The sequence below is a fragment of the Streptomyces endocoffeicus genome (assembly GCF_016741935.1).
Taxonomy (GTDB): domain Bacteria; phylum Actinomycetota; class Actinomycetes; order Streptomycetales; family Streptomycetaceae; genus Streptomyces; species Streptomyces endocoffeicus.
Window position 1 is genome coordinate 39063 of sequence record NZ_JAERRG010000037.1, and the last position, 14849, is coordinate 53911.

The following is a 14849-nucleotide window of genomic DNA, read 5'->3' on the forward strand; positions in this document are numbered from 1 at the left end:
GGCGGGGCGCGGGCGCTGGTGGGGGCTGGTGGGGGCTGGTGGGGGCTAGTGGGGGCTAGTGGGGGCGGCTCCGGTGGGGGAGTGCGGCGGGCGCGGGCGCGGGCGCGGGTGCGGGTGCGGGGGCGGCGGTCGGCGATGCGGCTGGTGGGGTGCAGACGGCCCCGGTCCGTGGCGCCGTCCGGGCCGCTGCCTCGACGGGCCGGTCAGGACCGTGCGGAACGGCGCGGACGGCGGTGCGGACATCGGCGCGGACGGCGGCGGGTGCGGGACGGCGCTCGGCGAGCGGGACGACGGGCGGCAGCAGCTCGTGGGGCTCGCCGAGGAACACCCGGCGCACCACGCGTTCGGCCGCCCGCCCGTCGTCGTACGGACAGAAGCGGGCCCGGAACGCGGCGCGCAGCGCGGCCGGGCGCGGACCGCGCCAGGCGCCCGTGGCGAAGAGCGCGATCAGCTCGTCCTCGGTGCGGGAGACCGGGCCGGGCGGGGCGGCGGTGATGTCGAAGTAGGTGCCGCGGGCGGCGCGATAGGCGTCCCAGTCGTCGGCGTGGATGACGATGGGGCGGTCGAGGTTGGCGTAGTCGAACATGATCGACGAGTAGTCCGTCAGCAGCGCGTCCGCCGCCAGGCACAGCTCCTCCACCCGGCCGTGCCCCGAGACGTCGAGCACCCGGCCGCCGGCACTCCCCATGGCCCCGTCCGGAGCGTGGAAGTAGTGCGGCCTGACCAGCAGCGTGAACCCGGGCCCCAGCGCGCGGGCCACCCGCTCCAGGTCCAGCCGCGGCACGGGGCGGCGCTGATAGTCGCGGTGGGTCGGCGCGTACAGCACGGCGACGGTGCCCGCGGGGATGCCGAGCCGGGCGCGCAGCCGGGCCACGTCGTCCTCGGTGGCGTGCTGGAAGACGTCGTCGCGCGGCGAGCCGTAGGGGAGGGTGGTGTAGCCGGAGGGGTAGACCCGCTCCCAGACCAGGGTGGTGTGGCGGTTGGCGGAGAGGCTGTAGTCCCAGCGGTCCACCCGCTCCAGCAGCTTGCCGAAGTCCATGCCGCGGGCGGCGGCCGGGCGGTCGCGCAGATCCAGGCCCATGTGCTTGAGCGGGGTGCCGTGGTGGGTCTGGAGATGGATCTGTCCGGGCCGCTTCCGCAGCCCCGGCGTGAAGTTGACGTTGTTGACGAGGAAGCGGGCGCGGGCCAGCGCCGTCCAGTACGCGGCCGAGCCGGGGTGCAGCCGGCGCACCCCGGGCGGCAGGGTGCGGGCGTACTCGGGGGTGGTGATCCAGGCGGTGCGCGCCCCCGGCACCAGCTCGCGCACCTTCGCCTCGATGGCGGCCGGGTGGCAGGCGTAGCCCTTGTGCCAGTAGGCGGCGAAGACGGCGAGCCGCGGATCGACGGGGAGGCACAGCTGGACCCGGTAATGCAGCCACAACGCGGCGGCGCGTGCCCGCCCGTACGCCGCGCGGGCGCGCTTGCCGGCACTCCGCCGCACCCGGCCGCCACCCCGCAGCAGCTCGAACGTCCACCGGGCGCCCAGCCGCAGCAGCAGACACCGCCACCGGGCGCGCCCCGGCGGGGTGGCCGCGCCGTGCGGCCGGTAGCGGCGGTGGTGCGCGCCCGCCCGGCGGAAGAACTCGGCCCGCGCCCGCACCGGCAGCCGGTCCGGCGCGGCGGCGATCACGCCGAGGTGGTCGACCATCCGCCGGAACAGCGCCGGGCGCCAGTGGGCCAGTTCGGGCCGGGCGTCGAGGAACCGGAACACCCGGTCGTACTGGTCGAACACATCGAGGTGGCGCCGGCTGGTCGTGCGCAGGATCCCGCCGCGCCGCCGCTGCCGGTAGTGGACGCACACCCGGTCCAGGACGGCGATGGACTCCGCGCTGAGCAGCACGGGAAAGGTCCAGGGCGTGTCCTCGTAGAACCCGGGCGGAAAGGCGAAGCCCTCCGCGCGGACGAAGTCCCGGCGGTACGCCTTGTTCCAGGCGACCATCAGCAGCCGCAACAGCTCCGGCCGCTGATCGAGCCGGAACACCTGCCGGACGCTCCCGGGATCCCCCTCCCGGAGCGACTCGGCCCGGACGTTCCGTACGGCGTCCCCCGTCCAGTCCACCCGCGCGTAGTCGAAGACCAGCAGCTGCGGCTCGCCGGTCCGCGCCAGCCGGTCGGCGATGGCGCGCAGCGAGCCGGGGGCGAGGGTGTCATCCCCGTCGAGAAAGAGCAGATAGTCCCCGGTGGCCCGCCGAATCCCGGCGTTCCGCGCCCGCCCGAGCCCCGCGTTCTCCACCAGATGCACGGCCCGCACCCGCGGATCCCGCTGGGCGGCCTCATCGATGATCGCGCCGCAGGCGTCCGGCGAGTGGTCATCGACCGCGATCAGCTCCAGGTCCGTGAAGTCCTGCTCCAGCACGGACCGCAGACAGTCACTCAGATACGGCTGGACCTCGTATGCGGGCACGATGACGCTGAACCGGGGCACGGCGGATCCCATCGGTCGAAGCGGCACGGATGGTTCCTCACACCATCATCTGAACGCCCACCGAATAGGACGACGCCATGGCGAGGCACCCCCGAAAGCCCCCCGTTCGGCCCAGCCCACACGGCACCTTTCGGAAGGTGAACGGCGCCGACTTTCGGAATGTGCACGGCGCCGACGTCACGCTGTGGCAGGGGCACGCCACAGGTCGATGGGGACGGGGCGCACCGCCCGGCCCTCGTCGTCCAGAATCCAGCCCATCCGTTTGAAGTTCGCCAGCGTGAGCGACCGGTCGACCAATGTGATCTCCGGGAACCGCTCGACCAGGTACTCCTCCAGCCGCCGGCTGTCCGGCACCGACCGCACCCAGCCGTTGACCACCAGGTTGTGCGCCGAGGAGATCGAGGCGCACATCCGCACCGCCGGCACCCCGGACAGCGCGGAGCCCACTCTCGCCAACGCGGCCGAAGGAACGTTCATCCGGTAGGTGACGAACACCGGGTAGTTGGACCGTGAGTGCGCGATCTCGCACCGTGGCACCAGCACGCCGGTGCGGAGCAGCCGCGAGGTGCGCCGCCGCGCGGTGGACTCGCTCATCCCCGTACGCTCGGCCAGTTCCTGGTAGCCGAGCCGTCCGTCGTGCCCGAGCGCCAGCATCAGCGGGATGTCCTCGGGTGCGGGGGTGGGGTCGGGCTCCTGGACCGCCAGGTCGTCGCGGCCATCGCGCATGACCTGCCGCTGGTCGCGGTCCAGCGCCCGCAGGTCCCAGCGGGACCCCTCGGTGAGCAGCTCGGTGACGATCTGACTGCGGGTGGCCAGCACCCCGTCCAGGCGGCCGATCACGTCGGTGAGGAGCCGGGAGAGCGCTGCCAGGTCCGAGACCAGCACGGTGAGCAGCAGATCCTGCTGCCCCGAGGTGTGTTCCACGCTGGCCACCTGTGGCTGTTCCACCAGCCCGGCCACCACCGAGGACAGCCGTGAGGGCACGCAGTCCACCTCGACGAACGCCTCCACATGGTGCCGGGCGATGAAGCCGCCGCCGTACGCGGTCACCCAGGCCAGCCGGGCCTCCACCAGCCGCTCCCAGCGCCGGGCGGCGGTGACCGGGCTGATGCCCAGCGCCCGGCCGACCAGCGCCCAGGAGGCCCGCGGCGCGGTCTGCAGCGCGGTGACGAGCGCGAGGTCCGTCTCGTCCAGATCGGCGGAAAACTTCATGCGCGCTATCTGAACGCCGGTTTCCTGCAAAAACAAGGCCCTATTGCCAGCGAGGGCCGATGCTGCTGCGACCCGATCCCGCCTCGCAACCAACGACGCGGGCTGGAACCCCTTCCAGAGTCCGGAGCACGAACATGCCCCTTGCGCTGACACTTCTCGCCGTGCCCGTGGTGGCACTACTGGCGGCCGTGTGGCTGCCCTTCGTGAACGGTCCCCAGCTGTGGCTGGGGCTGCCCTCGCTGCTGGTCTGGTCCGTCGGGTGGGTGCTCGCACTGACCCCCGCGCTGGCCTACGTGGAGCGCTGCCGCAACGCCACCGCCACGGCCGCTGCCGCTGCCACGGTCACTGCCACCTCCACCTCCACCTCCACCTCCACCTCCACCTCCACTGCCACCTCCACCGCCACCGGGGAGGAGCGCTGATGTCCGTCACGCTGCTCGTCTGCGTCCTGGGCATGGTCGCCATCGGCGCCCTCGGTCTGCTCGGCCGCCGTCGGCCCGCCGCCAGCCTGGAGGAGTGGAGCGTCGGGGGACGCAACTTCGGCGCGTTCACCACCTGGCTGCTCCAGGCCGGCGAGATCTACACCACCTTCACCTTCCTCGGCCTCGCCGGACTCGCCTGCACCTCGGGTGTGGCCGTCACCTACGCGCTGCCCTACCTGCCGCTCGCCTATGTGGGCCTGTACGCCATCGCGCCCGTCATCTGGCGGATGGGACGCGACCGCGGCTACCTCACCCAGGGCGACTTCTTCGCCGACCGCTACGGAAGCCGCCTGTTCGGCGGGCTCACCTCCGTCCTCGGCGTGGTCTTCCTGCTGCCGTACCTGCAACTGCAGATCACCGGACTCGGCCTGGTCATCCAGCTGGCCACCGGCAACAAGGACGCCGGTACCCCCGCCATGATCGCGGCCTCGGTGCTGGTGGTCGCCTTCGTGCTGTGGTCCGGCATCCAGGGCGTCGCCAAGGCGGCCTACCTCAAGGACGCCCTGATGGTTGTCGCGCTGCTGGTGCTGCTGGTGATGGTCCCCGCGCACTACAGCGGCGGCATCGGCCACCTCGGCGCCCAGCTGCGCGAGCACCATTCGGAGCTGCTGAGCGTGCCCGCCGGTGGACCGTTCGGCCAGGTGTGGTTCTTCACCGCCATGCTCACCAGCCTCTTCAGCGTCCTGTTCCTGACGATGCCGCAGGGCTGGGCCCCCGTGCTGGCGGCCGGCAGCGAGCGGGCACTGCGCAAGAACAGCATCTGGATACCGGTGTACGGCGCCACCCAGGCCATCCCGATGATCGTGGGGTTCACCGCGCTGACCACGCTCAGCGGCGCGGCCTCGGCCAACGGCAACGGCGTCCTGCTGCAGCTGGCCTCCGGCGCGATGCCCGACTGGCTGCTCGGCGTTATCGCGGTGGCCGCGGCCGCGACCGCCATGGTGCCCTCGGCGGGCATCGTGCTCGGCATGTCCACCCTGGTCGCCCGCAATGTGCTGCGCCCGCGCGGCGCCCGTGCCGGGCTGCTGGTCAACCACGGCACGGTCGTCATCGCGGTCACCCTCGCACTGGTGCTCGGGATCGCCCGCCCCGACGCGCTGGCCAACCTCCTGCTGCTCACGTACAGCGGTCTGGGACAGATGGCGCCCGCCACCGCCGCCGCGCTCACCCGCCGCCCGCTGCTGCGCGCCTGGTCGGCCGGTGCCGGCATCGTCGTCGGCGAGGCGGTGCTGATCTGGCTGACCTTCGGCGATTCCTACCACGGCGCCATCAGCACCGGGCTGATCTCCTTGGCCGTCAACGTCGTGGTCGCGGTCGCGGTGGAGCTGGTGCTGCGGGCCCGCGGCGGTGCACCCGTACTCCCGGACGAGCCGTCCGCCCCCTCATCCGCCTCCGCCCCCGCCACAGTCTGAGGAGCACGCCATGACAACCCCAGCCGCCGTTCCGCGGCCCGCCTCCCCGGTGTCGGCCGCCGCATCGGCCGCAGCATCACCCGCCGCATCGGCCGTCGCATCGGCCGTCGCATCGCACCGGCCGGAGCGGACGCGGATCTTCCACGCCCGCGCGATCACCACCCTCGCCGGACCGCAGACCCAGGCCCTTGCCGTCCTGGCCGGCCGGATCGTCGCCACCGGTGGTCTGGCCGAGCTGTCCGCGGCCTTTCCCACCGCCGACCGCATCGACCTGGGCGACGGCCACGTCGTACCCGGCTTCCACGACGCGCACTGCCATCCCTCCTGCCTCGCCGAGACCAAGCTGCGCCTTCACCTGGGCAGCGGAGACACCTCCGTACCGCCGCGTGAGCGCATCGCCGCCGCCGTCGCGGCCACCCCGCCCGGCGGCTGGGTGACCGCCGAGGGTTACGACCCGCGCGCCGACCCCGAGGGCCGACTCGACCGTGCCGCCCTGGACGCCCTCGCCCCGGGCCGTCCGGTGGTGGTCATCCACTTCTCCTGCCATATGGCCGTCGCCAACTCGCCCGCGCTGGAACTCGCCGGGTTCCGGGACGGCGACCCCGCCCCGGCCGGTGGCGACCTGGGCCGGGACGCCACCGGGCGGCTGGACGGCTGGATATACGAGCGGGCCTGGTTCGACGAGTGGTACCGGGCGGTCGGTGAACCCGAGTTCCTGCCCAGCCACGGCATCGAGGACCTCGTCGAGCCGCTGGCAGAGGTCTGCGCCGATCTGCACGCCACCGGTATCACCTCGTGGTGCGACGCCCTGGTCACCCCCAAGGAGCTGCGGCTGTACCAGCTCGCGTCCGAGCGCGGGCGGCTGACCGCCCGCGTCGGCATGCTGCTGTGGTACCGCTACCTCGACGAGCTGCGCCGGGCCGGGCTGCGCGCGGGCTTCGGCGACGAGTGGGTGCGGGTGGTCGGGGTGAAGCTGATGGCCGACGGTGCGCTGGCGGGCGGGACCTGTCTGTGCAGCAGGCCGTACCGGGCGGAGACCGGCGGTGACAACGGCATCCAGGTGATGGGCGACGAGGAGTTGGCGGCCACGGTGGAGGCGGCGCACGCCGCCGGGCTGCGGGTCGGCGTCCATGCCAACGGCGACCTGGCGGTCGGCAAGGTGCTGGACGCCATCGAACGGGCCCGCGCCCTGCATCCGCGGAACACGGTCAACCACCGGATCGAGCACTGCAGCATGGTGGACGACGCCCTGGTCGAACGGATCCGCCGCAGCGGGGTCACCCCGGTCCCGTTCGGCTCCTTCGTCCACGGGCACGGCGCCAAGCTCGTCGGCTACTACGGCGACGAGCGCGCCGAGCAGGTGTGCGCACACCGCACCCTGCTGGACGCCGGTATCACTGTCGCGGGCTCCTCCGACTACCCGGCCGGACCGCTCAACCCGCTGCTCGCCGTCCAGACCATGGTCACCCGGCGCACCGCGGACGGCCGGGTGCTCGGCGCCGACCAGCGGCTGACGGTTGCCCAGGCGCTCGAGGTGTACACCGCCGGATCCGCTCACGCCACCGGCGAATCCCACCTCAAGGGCCGCCTGGCACCGGGGATGCTCGCCGACTTCGTGGTGCTCGGCGCCAGCCCCTTCGACACCGACCCGGACGGTATCTCCGAGATCCCCGTCCACTCCACCTGGGTGGGCGGCCGCCGGGTGTGGTCCGCGCAGACGTGATAGCCGATTCCTGACGCCCGCGGCCGCGCTCGCCACCGGGTTCACGCACCAGGAGCGGACCGAGGTCCCCGGTGGGGAGGCGGACCGATGAGTTCTTGTGCCACGGGTCGTCTGCCTATGTGACCGCAGTTGTGACTGCATCTGTGCCCGCATCTGTGACCGCATCGCGCGACCGAGGAGAAGAACCCGTGATCGACCTGAAGCCGGCCTGCCGCCAGATGATCGACGTGCTGGCAGGCGTGAGCGATGAGCAGCTCACCCGTCCTACTCGCTGTACCGAATACACCGTCCGTGACCTCATCACCCACGTTGACGAGGCTTCCCGGGGATTCTCCGGCATCGCTCGCAAGGACGCCGGCACAGCCGCCGCCGAGCCGGCTGCCGCGAACCCTGGCGACGACTGGCGGGGAGGCGTCGCCGAGAGCGTGCGGGCACTCGGCGACGCCTGGGACGACCCGGCGGCCTGGCAGGGCAGGACCGACGCCGCGGGCGTCGACCTGCCGAATGACACATGGGGGAAGGTCGCGCTCACCGAGATGGTGGTGCACGGCTGGGACATCGCCAGGGCCACCGACCAGCCCTTCGACCTCCCCGACGACACGCTGCGAGCCTGCTACGACCACGTAGCCGCGTTCGTCCCGAACGCTCCTGTCGAGGGCCTGTGGGGACCGGCCGTCGAGGTCCCCACCGACGCTTCGCTCCTCGACCGGATCGTGGCCATCACCGGTCGGCACCCGTAGGAGCAATCCTGTCGGTTGACTATTCCACTGGGCAGAACTAGTTTCCTGAGTGGAAACTAGTTCTGCCGAAGCATGGTCAAGCACCACCTGGAGGTACCCCATGTCCGAGCGTGTGACCCCGCCCGCCGAGGCCGCCCGTGCGCTGCGCGACATCGAGCAGCGCCGCGACCAAGCCCGCGCCGCCTCGGAGCAGGAATCCCGTTGGGTCAGCGTCGTGTTCGGCGTCGCGATCTTCGCCCAACTGGCGGCACCCGACTTCGTCAGCGACGACGCGCGCTCCTGGATCTCCATGGCGATCGCCGTACTCTCCTTGGTGTACGTGGTGATGCTGCGGAACCCCCGGGGCGGCGCCCTCCTGGGTCGGCCCACCCGCGTGCGCAGGGACGAAATCTCCCCGCGCTTCATACGGCTGGCCCAACTGGTGATGGTCGCCGTGGCGGTGATCTGCTTCCTCGGCACACGCTTGCTGCCGCACGCGCCGTTCCCGTACACAGGGACGGTGGTGGGCGCGGTGATCGGCGCCACCCTCATCCTCTTCGGCCGCAACCTGCAGCGAGCCATGAACTCCCTGGCCTTCCGAGGCGACGGCAAGGGCAGCCTGGACGGCGGCACCTATGGATCCCGCTGACTTCGACACCGTCCTGCTCGACCCGACGCGGCTGTCGATCGTGTCGCTGCTGGTGAGTGTGGAGTGGGCCGAGTTCGGATGGGTCCGCGAGTCGGTGGGAATGTCACCCTCCGCGCTCTCCAAGCAGGTCAGCACGCTCGAGTCCCGGGGCTACGTCGAGGTCAAGAAGGGCTACGTGGGCAAACGCCCCCGAACGTGGCTCGCCCTCACCACGGCCGGACGGGCCGCACTCGAAAGACACGTGGCGGCGCTGCGCCGCATCGTCGAGGAGTCACAGCGAGCCGCGGAGCGCCGCGACACCTGAACGGAAGTCTGCCTAAGCAGGTCAGAGGAAGTCCGCTACGGTTCGGGCAGCGCCCCGAAGGGGCGCGGGGCTGTGTCGATGTGCGGCTCGCCGCAGCTGTGTCGATGTGCGGCTCCGCCGCCTGGGCGCGACCAGCCACGACGGCGCCGCAGTCGGCCGACGACGCATCGCGACACTTCCAGCGGAGCGCTTAGCTCCTACGTGCCCACTCCTCGGTGAACCGCCCACGCCCGAGCGGCCCCGGCCATGTCTTCGAGCCAGGAGGCATCAGGGAACCGGCGGGCCCGCGACCGGTACATGCGGAACGTGGCGGCGGCGAACGCGTCGATTGCGGCAGGGTCCGCGTTCCCCCAAGCCTGGCAGCGAGCGGCCCAGGACTCGGCGCCCTGGGCCGTGTGTCCGGCCGCGATGAGTTGGATGACGAGGCAGGCCACGTCAATGAACGCAGCCCCTCGCGTCGGCCATGCCCAGTCCACGGCCCATGTGTCGTCCTGGCCGATGATCAGGTTGCTCGGATTGATGTCCGTGTGCAGCAGCCCGTCGCCTCGGAACAGATCCGCCTCCGCCTTGTCGAGGGCGAACCGGTCCCAGCGGGCCTCGGGCCAGTCCCGCGCGACCTCGGGCAGGTCGAGTGAGCTGATCCGGTTCAAGGTGTCGACCACGGCGGGCAGATCAGGTGAACCGGGCCCGAAGTCTGCCCGCCTCCCTTCCGCCACCTCGAACCCCAGAGCAATCCAGTCCTCGTTCTCCGCGTGCCACAGCAAAGCCGGGGAGACCGGCATCACCGCTGGATTGACCAGCGCTTCGCGAACCAGGGAGTCCCGCCGCCCGCCCGGCCGGTTACGCATGGCCTTGACGAAGAACGGACCCTTCTCACAGCGGACCAGGGCTGTGAGGTCCGAACTGAAACCACGCGAGGCGGGCTCCACGTCGGTCACGGGCCCCGTGTAGGGCCGGAGAAACCCCCAGAACTCCTCCGGGGGAAGGCTGCTGCTCATGGAGTCCTTCTCTTAGCAGGCCGCCCGCAGGTCCTCGCCGGACGCGGTGCGGCAGTCGCGGCAGTGGCTGTTGTTCGTGGAGCGGAAGGCGCGGTCGCAGCCGTCGCAGGTCCGCCAGGGGAGGACGGGCGGTGTGCTGGGCGGGGCGGCCGGGGTGGGTACGGGCAGGGGAGGTTCGCTGAGGCGGAAGGCGAGGATGCGGGCCGGGCGGGTCAGGAGGCGGTCGGGGAGGCGTGTGGTGAGCGCACGGGTGATCTGCGCGGGCCCCACCCCTGCGGCGAGCCATTCGCTGACGGCGGGTGCGAGTTCGGCGACGTCCCGGTGGGACAGGATGAGCCGGGGGTCGAGGATGCGCAGCGAGGTCAGGATGGTGACGGCCCGCTCGTCGGCCTCGGCGAGTGAGGGAGGGGTGGGGCTGGTGTCGGCAGCGGCTTCCGGCTCGGGTGTGTGTGGTGCCGTGCGGGCGGCGGGTGTCTCCCGAGGCACCTTCGGACGGGACCTTCGGGGGCTTGGTGGGGTGGGTGAGTCACCGCCCCTTGGGACGTCGTAGAAGTAGGTGCGGGTGCGGATGGTGCCCCCGGGGCCGCGTTCCCGTCGCCGCTCCAGGTATCCGGCGGACTCCAACTCCCGTAACGCCCGCGAGATCAGGATCTCGCCCTCGGTGAAGTGCTCGCACAGTGCGGCGATGCTGACGGGGGTGCCGTCGGGGAGTGAGGAGATGTACGCCGCGACGCCGATCGTGACCGCGCTTCCGCGTCGCTGCGCGAGGGCGTTGGCGATCACGGTGAAGTCGGCGGTGAGGCGGGTACGGACGTGGTTCACGCCGGAGGTCGGAGCTCCGGCGTCGGCGCGCGTGGGCGCGTTAGACTGCGGCTCAGCCATTCGGGAAGCTCACTTCTTCCTGATCGGTCAGGCCCTCGTTCGGGATTGCCGTCCCGGCCGGGGGCCGTCGTCTGTTTGCGGTTGTGTTGCCGTGAACGTAACGACTGGCGTGCTTCGCCCGCAAGCTGGTCACTCGTACGGGTGAGCAGCAGGAAGGGTGGGTGGGCGGGAGTTCTCTATCCCGGTTCTTTGGGGGAGTTCGCGGCCCGCCGGGCCCTCGCGTACGAGGGTCCGGCGGGCCGGCTTGGTTACAGCCCGACCGGGTTGAGGTAGGTGGCCGGGTGGGTGGCGCCGTCCTGCTTGAGGATCTGGCCGCCGAACGGCCACTTCAGGGTGAAGTGCGCCGTCTCGTTCGGCGGGGTGACCAGGAACTTCGCCGGAACGAACTTCTCCTTCTGCGGCGTGGACTCGGCCACCGGGAGCAGGGTGATGCTGAAGTCGGTCGTATCTCCCGGCTCCAGGACCATCTTTTCGGGCGACTTGGAGGAGCGTGCCAGCGACCAGGTGCCGTCAGTCCCCTGAGCGCCGATCATGTCGACACCGGCGAAGCCGGACAGGGTGCAGGTGCGGTTGCTCTTGTTGGTGAACCAGATGTACGCCTGGGTTTGCCTCTCGGTCTGATCCATCTCCGGTCTGGCGTCCTCCCCCATGGCGAAACCGGCCTTCAGGTCGGCGGTGTGGCAGCGGGTCGGCGCGGCCTTGGCGGTGGCGGCCGAGGCCGGGATGGCCGTAGCGGCAGCGCCCGCGACGACGAGGGCCGCAAGGGCCACGGCGGTGAGCTTGTTCTTCATGAAGTTCGGGGTTCCCCTCGCATACGAATCGGCGCGCGATGTCAGTTGGCGCCTGCGCACCGGAAGATGTGCGGTGCCCGGGGGAGGTTCCGTGTGCCGGAGAGCCTATTTCGGACAGTCAGGCGCTCAACTGCGGCCGCATTGCGAGGACTTACGTCAGAGGCTGCGGCCGGTCGTCAGTTCATCAACGAAAGTGGTCCAGGAGGCCGCCGGGAAGACCAGCGTGGGACCGTCAGGCCGCTTGCTGTCACGGACGGGGACGACGCCACGTATGCCGTCGGCCACCTCCACGCAGTCGCCACCCGCCTGATTGCTGTAGCTGCTCTTGCGCCACGCGGCGCCGTTCAGATCGGGACGGGACACTCGCTCCACGGTGGTTGCCCTCCATCACGGATCGGATCATGTCGAGTGACATGAGCGGGGGCAGAGATGCTGCCCGCAGCCGATCGTAGGACAGCGCGAAGCGCTTGACGTCCCTTGGTTCTTCGATGAGTTGGCCGTAGTGGGCGCCTTCCGTGTAGGCCACCTCTGTCTCGTCAGGCGACGTCAGCACGGTCAGGGACCCGCCCATCACGTCGTGCTCCGCCTGGTGGAAAGGCAGTACCTGCACGGTGATGTGGGGTTCCATGGCGGCGTCCAGGAGGCGGAGTGCGGTACGCCGTGATCCAGCGACAGACAGGGGGCTCGGCCGCGGGTCAACTCTTGTGCGCAGGAGCGCTGCTGCCGGTGTGGGAGTCGAGGCCGGACAGCAGCTCGGCGAGCCCGGGGTCGGCTTCGTAGTGCCGCTTCTGCAGCTCTGCGATCTTGGCGCCCAGCTCTGGGTGGGGAGTGTCGGAGATGTCGAAGCTCTCGAACTTTTCGATCAGAGGGAAGGCGACCCGTTCCGATGTCATGTGCACCGGGTGGATGAGGTACTCCCAGTACGCATCCAGATCTTCCAGGGCGAACACCGCACTCCAGTCGAAGTCGCTGTTGTATTCGCGGCCGAAAATGAACGATTTCACCGCGGGGATGGCCTGGCCCTGGTCCTTGAGGCAGTCCAGCGCCTCGTCGATCTGCTGGGAGGTGATGCCTTCCCTGAGCTTCATGCGGATGCCGTGGTAGATCATCGGGTTCTCCCTGCCGTGGTGGGTGCGTGGGTGCGTGGGTGCGTGGGTGAAGGTGGGTGGTCAGCGGACGGCGAGGCGGCGGCGTTCGAGGACGGTGGCGATGGCGTAGGCGCCGCCACCGGCGATGGCGAGGACCCAGTAGAGGCCGGGGGTGCCGAGGAAGAGCGCGGCGGTGGAGGTCAGCGCGAGCCAGACGCCGAGGACGTAGTGCAGGACGTTGCGGCGTGCGGCGCCTTCGCTGACGTAGATCAAGCCGACGATGAGGCCGGATCCGGTGGGCCAGAGCATGGACTGGAGGTCGGGCGTCTCGACGGCGGACGACAGGCCGGTGATGGCGAGGAACAGCGCGGCGAAGCCGATGAGCCAGGAGGCGCCGAGCAGTTTGCCGGACAGGAGGTCCGGCCCTGTGACGCCGCGCTGGGCGCGCAGGGCGGCGCGGGTGGCTTGGACGGTGCCGGTCGCGAGTCCGGCGACGAGGAGTGTCATGGGCAGCCAGGCGGGCAGATCGAGCAGTGGGCTGGTGCCCTTGGAGAGCGCGGCGGAGCCGTGCCCGAACACGTAGGCGAGTCCGAAGCCGATGTAGGTCGCGCGGTTGTCGACCTCGGCCGGTGCGCGCGTCGCGGTGGCGGTGCTGGGGGCGGTGACCTGGGGGGCGGCGGTGGCGAAAGGCATGACGGAACCTCCGGGGTGGCGGGGCGGGGTGAACTGACGGGACGGGCGGACCGGCAGAGGTGGCCGAGAGCCGGCACGGGTACGTACGCGGTCCGGGAAGCTGCCCGGGTACCGGGCTGAGTGGGTGGTGCGTGGTGGTGCGTGGTGGTGAGTGGCGGTGGGTCGCGAGAGGCCGTGCGGCATCAGCGGTCGGCCGCCGTGGTCAGAGTGTGGTCAGAGGTGTGCGGGACAAGAACGCGCCGGTCAGGCCTCCGGGACGAGGACGACCTTGCCGATGACGGTGCGGGACTCGGCGAGCGCCAGCGCCGAGGCGGCGTCGGACAGCGGGATCTCGGCGGCGATCTGAGGGGTCAGGACGCCGTCGGCCACCAGACGCAGCACCTCGGTGAGGTCCTCGGCCAGCCGGCGCTGAAATTCCGTCCGGCGGCGCCGGCCCGCCCAGAAGCTGTAGAAGTGCGCGCTCTTGCCGTTGGGCAGCGAGTTCCACGCCGCGAGCTGTCCGAACAGCTTCAGCACCGGCAGTTGCGAGCTGCCCTCTTCGTTCTTCGTCGCCGCGGTGCCGTACGAGACCAGGGTCCCGCCCCGGCGCAGCAGCCGCCACGACTCCACTATCCCGGGGCCGCCGACGTGGTCGAAGACCGCGTCGACACCGTCCGGCGCGAGCTTCCGGATCTGGTCGTACATGTCCGGGTCGTGGTAGTCGACCGGGGTCGCGCCCAGTTCGCGCACGCTCGCGTGGTGCCGCGCCGAGGCCGTGCCGATCACCGTGATCCCGGCGTGCCAGGCCAACTGCACGAGGATGGAGCCGACCCCGCCGTTGGCACCCAGCACCACGACCGTCCCGCCGGGGCGCACCTCGGCCGTCCGGTGCAGCATCTGCCAGGCGGTGATCCCGTTGACGACCACGGTCTCCGCGGTGGCCGCGGCCATGCCGTCCGGCACCGGCACCAGCTCCGCGGCGTCGATCAGCAGATGGCTGGCCCATGCGCCGACCTTGGTGACCGCGGCGAACCGGCGTCCGGCCATCCCGGCGTCCACGCCGGGCCCCGTCGAGATGACGGTGCCCACCACGTCGTACCCGGGCACGAAGGGGAACGGCGGCTGGTCGTAGTACTTGCCGCGGCGCATCTGCTGCTCGGCGAAGGAGACCCCGGTCGCGTCCATCCGCAGGAGGACCTGGCCCGTGTCCGGGGCGGGAAGGTCGCGGGTCCGGACCTCCAGGCCGCTCGGCTCGACCTTGCCGGGCAGGACGATCTCGGTGGCGCGGGTGGCGACCGATGTGCTCATGAGGGGGCTCCTTGACGCCTCAAATGTGTGCTTGCCTGCGTAAGGTTACGCATGTAAGTCGAGGGCGGCAAGGGGCTACGCCAATAAACTTCACGCTGTAAGGTTACGGACGGAAGAGGACCCCGCGGCCCCCGATGGCGACGAG

General features: G+C 71.1%; 15 protein-coding genes and 1 pseudogene. 6 read left to right on the forward strand and 10 right to left on the reverse strand.

Annotated elements, in window-relative coordinates; genetic code table 11:
• Nucleotides 1–55: 55 nt before the first annotated feature.
• Both JK364_RS47015 and JK364_RS47020 read right to left on the reverse strand, forming a co-directional pair.
• Nucleotides 56–2464, reverse strand: a complete 2409-nt coding sequence (locus JK364_RS47015) for a bifunctional glycosyltransferase/CDP-glycerol:glycerophosphate glycerophosphotransferase (RefSeq protein ID WP_307841621.1) — start codon at nt 2462–2464, stop codon at nt 56–58.
• Between the two features lie 177 nt (nt 2465–2641).
• Nucleotides 2642–3676 (reverse strand): Lrp/AsnC family transcriptional regulator, encoded by a 1035-nt coding sequence (locus JK364_RS47020; protein ID WP_201857579.1) that lies wholly within the window; start codon nt 3674–3676, stop codon nt 2642–2644.
• A gap of 134 nt (nt 3677–3810) precedes the next feature.
• Between JK364_RS47020 and JK364_RS47025 the strand changes: the two genes are divergently transcribed.
• From JK364_RS47025 to JK364_RS47050, 6 genes are all read left to right on the forward strand, one after another.
• Nucleotides 3811–4098: a hypothetical protein gene (locus tag JK364_RS47025; protein ID WP_201857613.1), complete on the forward strand. Its 288-nt coding sequence runs from the start codon at nt 3811–3813 to the stop codon at nt 4096–4098.
• A complete protein-coding gene (locus JK364_RS47030) occupies nt 4098–5570 on the forward strand; it encodes a sodium:solute symporter family protein (protein ID WP_201857580.1) in 1473 nt (490 codons plus the stop codon). The genes JK364_RS47025 and JK364_RS47030 overlap by 1 nt, the downstream gene beginning before the upstream one ends.
• A gap of 10 nt (nt 5571–5580) precedes the next feature.
• On the forward strand, nt 5581–7293 hold the full coding sequence (locus tag JK364_RS47035; protein ID WP_201857581.1) for an amidohydrolase: 1713 nt from the start codon (nt 5581–5583) through the stop codon (nt 7291–7293).
• A gap of 188 nt (nt 7294–7481) precedes the next feature.
• Nucleotides 7482–8033 carry a TIGR03086 family metal-binding protein gene (locus tag JK364_RS47040; RefSeq protein WP_201857582.1) on the forward strand — a complete coding sequence of 184 codons (552 nt, stop codon included), beginning with the start codon at nt 7482–7484 and terminating at the stop codon, nt 8031–8033.
• A 100-nt stretch (nt 8034–8133) separates the two neighbouring features.
• Complete coding sequence (locus JK364_RS47045) at nt 8134–8661, forward strand: hypothetical protein (protein WP_201857583.1); 528 nt, start codon at nt 8134–8136, stop codon at nt 8659–8661.
• The gene (locus tag JK364_RS47050) at nt 8648–8965 is read left to right on the forward strand and encodes a winged helix-turn-helix domain-containing protein (RefSeq protein ID WP_201857584.1); all 318 of its coding nucleotides are present in this window, start codon (nt 8648–8650) and stop codon (nt 8963–8965) included. Before JK364_RS47045 ends, JK364_RS47050 begins: the two co-directional genes overlap by 14 nt.
• Before the next feature lie 197 nt (nt 8966–9162).
• On the opposite strand, the gene JK364_RS47055 is transcribed toward JK364_RS47050, so the two are convergent.
• The 8 genes and pseudogenes from JK364_RS47055 to JK364_RS47085 all read right to left on the reverse strand — a co-directional run bounded on the left by JK364_RS47055 (nt 9163) and on the right by JK364_RS47085 (nt 14704).
• Nucleotides 9163–9963 carry a phosphotransferase gene (locus JK364_RS47055; protein WP_201857585.1) on the reverse strand — a complete coding sequence of 267 codons (801 nt, stop codon included), beginning with the start codon at nt 9961–9963 and terminating at the stop codon, nt 9163–9165.
• A 12-nt stretch (nt 9964–9975) separates the two neighbouring features.
• Entirely contained in the window at nt 9976–10845 is an 870-nt protein-coding gene (locus JK364_RS47060) for a hypothetical protein (protein WP_201857586.1), read from the reverse strand.
• A gap of 248 nt (nt 10846–11093) precedes the next feature.
• Entirely contained in the window at nt 11094–11636 is a 543-nt protein-coding gene (locus JK364_RS47065; protein WP_201857587.1) for a DUF4232 domain-containing protein, read from the reverse strand.
• 156 nt (nt 11637–11792) lie between these two features.
• Nucleotides 11793–12008, reverse strand: a complete 216-nt coding sequence (locus JK364_RS47070) for a DUF397 domain-containing protein (RefSeq protein ID WP_201857588.1) — start codon at nt 12006–12008, stop codon at nt 11793–11795.
• Between the two features lie 34 nt (nt 12009–12042).
• A pseudogene (locus JK364_RS56320) lies at nt 12043–12348 on the reverse strand (Scr1 family TA system antitoxin-like transcriptional regulator); the annotation flags it as partial.
• Entirely contained in the window at nt 12332–12745 is a 414-nt protein-coding gene (locus JK364_RS47075; protein WP_201857589.1) for a Dabb family protein, read from the reverse strand. The gene JK364_RS47075 and the pseudogene JK364_RS56320, both read right to left, overlap by 17 nt.
• Before the next feature lie 60 nt (nt 12746–12805).
• Nucleotides 12806–13417 (reverse strand): ABC transporter permease, encoded by a 612-nt coding sequence (locus JK364_RS47080; RefSeq protein WP_201857590.1) that lies wholly within the window; start codon nt 13415–13417, stop codon nt 12806–12808.
• Between the two features lie 243 nt (nt 13418–13660).
• The gene (locus JK364_RS47085) at nt 13661–14704 is read right to left on the reverse strand and encodes a medium chain dehydrogenase/reductase family protein (RefSeq protein ID WP_201857591.1); all 1044 of its coding nucleotides are present in this window, start codon (nt 14702–14704) and stop codon (nt 13661–13663) included.
• Nucleotides 14705–14849 lie beyond the last annotated feature (145 nt).

Excerpts from the sequence above, each read along its gene's own strand:
- JK364_RS47020 (WP_201857579.1), bottom strand. The coding sequence starts at position 3,676 with ATGAAGTTTTCCGCCGATCTGGACGAGACGGACCTCGCGCTCGTCACC.
- JK364_RS47025 (WP_201857613.1), top strand. The coding sequence starts at position 3,811 with ATGCCCCTTGCGCTGACACTTCTCGCCGTGCCCGTGGTGGCACTACTG.
- JK364_RS47030 (WP_201857580.1), top strand. The coding sequence starts at position 4,098 with ATGTCCGTCACGCTGCTCGTCTGCGTCCTGGGCATGGTCGCCATCGGC.
- JK364_RS47035 (WP_201857581.1), top strand. The coding sequence starts at position 5,581 with ATGACAACCCCAGCCGCCGTTCCGCGGCCCGCCTCCCCGGTGTCGGCC.
- JK364_RS47045 (WP_201857583.1), top strand. The coding sequence starts at position 8,134 with ATGTCCGAGCGTGTGACCCCGCCCGCCGAGGCCGCCCGTGCGCTGCGC.
- JK364_RS47050 (WP_201857584.1), top strand. The coding sequence starts at position 8,648 with ATGGATCCCGCTGACTTCGACACCGTCCTGCTCGACCCGACGCGGCTG.
- JK364_RS47055 (WP_201857585.1), bottom strand. The coding sequence starts at position 9,963 with ATGAGCAGCAGCCTTCCCCCGGAGGAGTTCTGGGGGTTTCTCCGGCCC.
- JK364_RS47060 (WP_201857586.1), bottom strand. The coding sequence starts at position 10,845 with ATGGCTGAGCCGCAGTCTAACGCGCCCACGCGCGCCGACGCCGGAGCT.
- JK364_RS47065 (WP_201857587.1), bottom strand. The coding sequence starts at position 11,636 with ATGAAGAACAAGCTCACCGCCGTGGCCCTTGCGGCCCTCGTCGTCGCG.
- JK364_RS47075 (WP_201857589.1), bottom strand. The coding sequence starts at position 12,745 with ATGATCTACCACGGCATCCGCATGAAGCTCAGGGAAGGCATCACCTCC.
- JK364_RS47080 (WP_201857590.1), bottom strand. The coding sequence starts at position 13,417 with ATGCCTTTCGCCACCGCCGCCCCCCAGGTCACCGCCCCCAGCACCGCC.
- JK364_RS47085 (WP_201857591.1), bottom strand. The coding sequence starts at position 14,704 with ATGAGCACATCGGTCGCCACCCGCGCCACCGAGATCGTCCTGCCCGGC.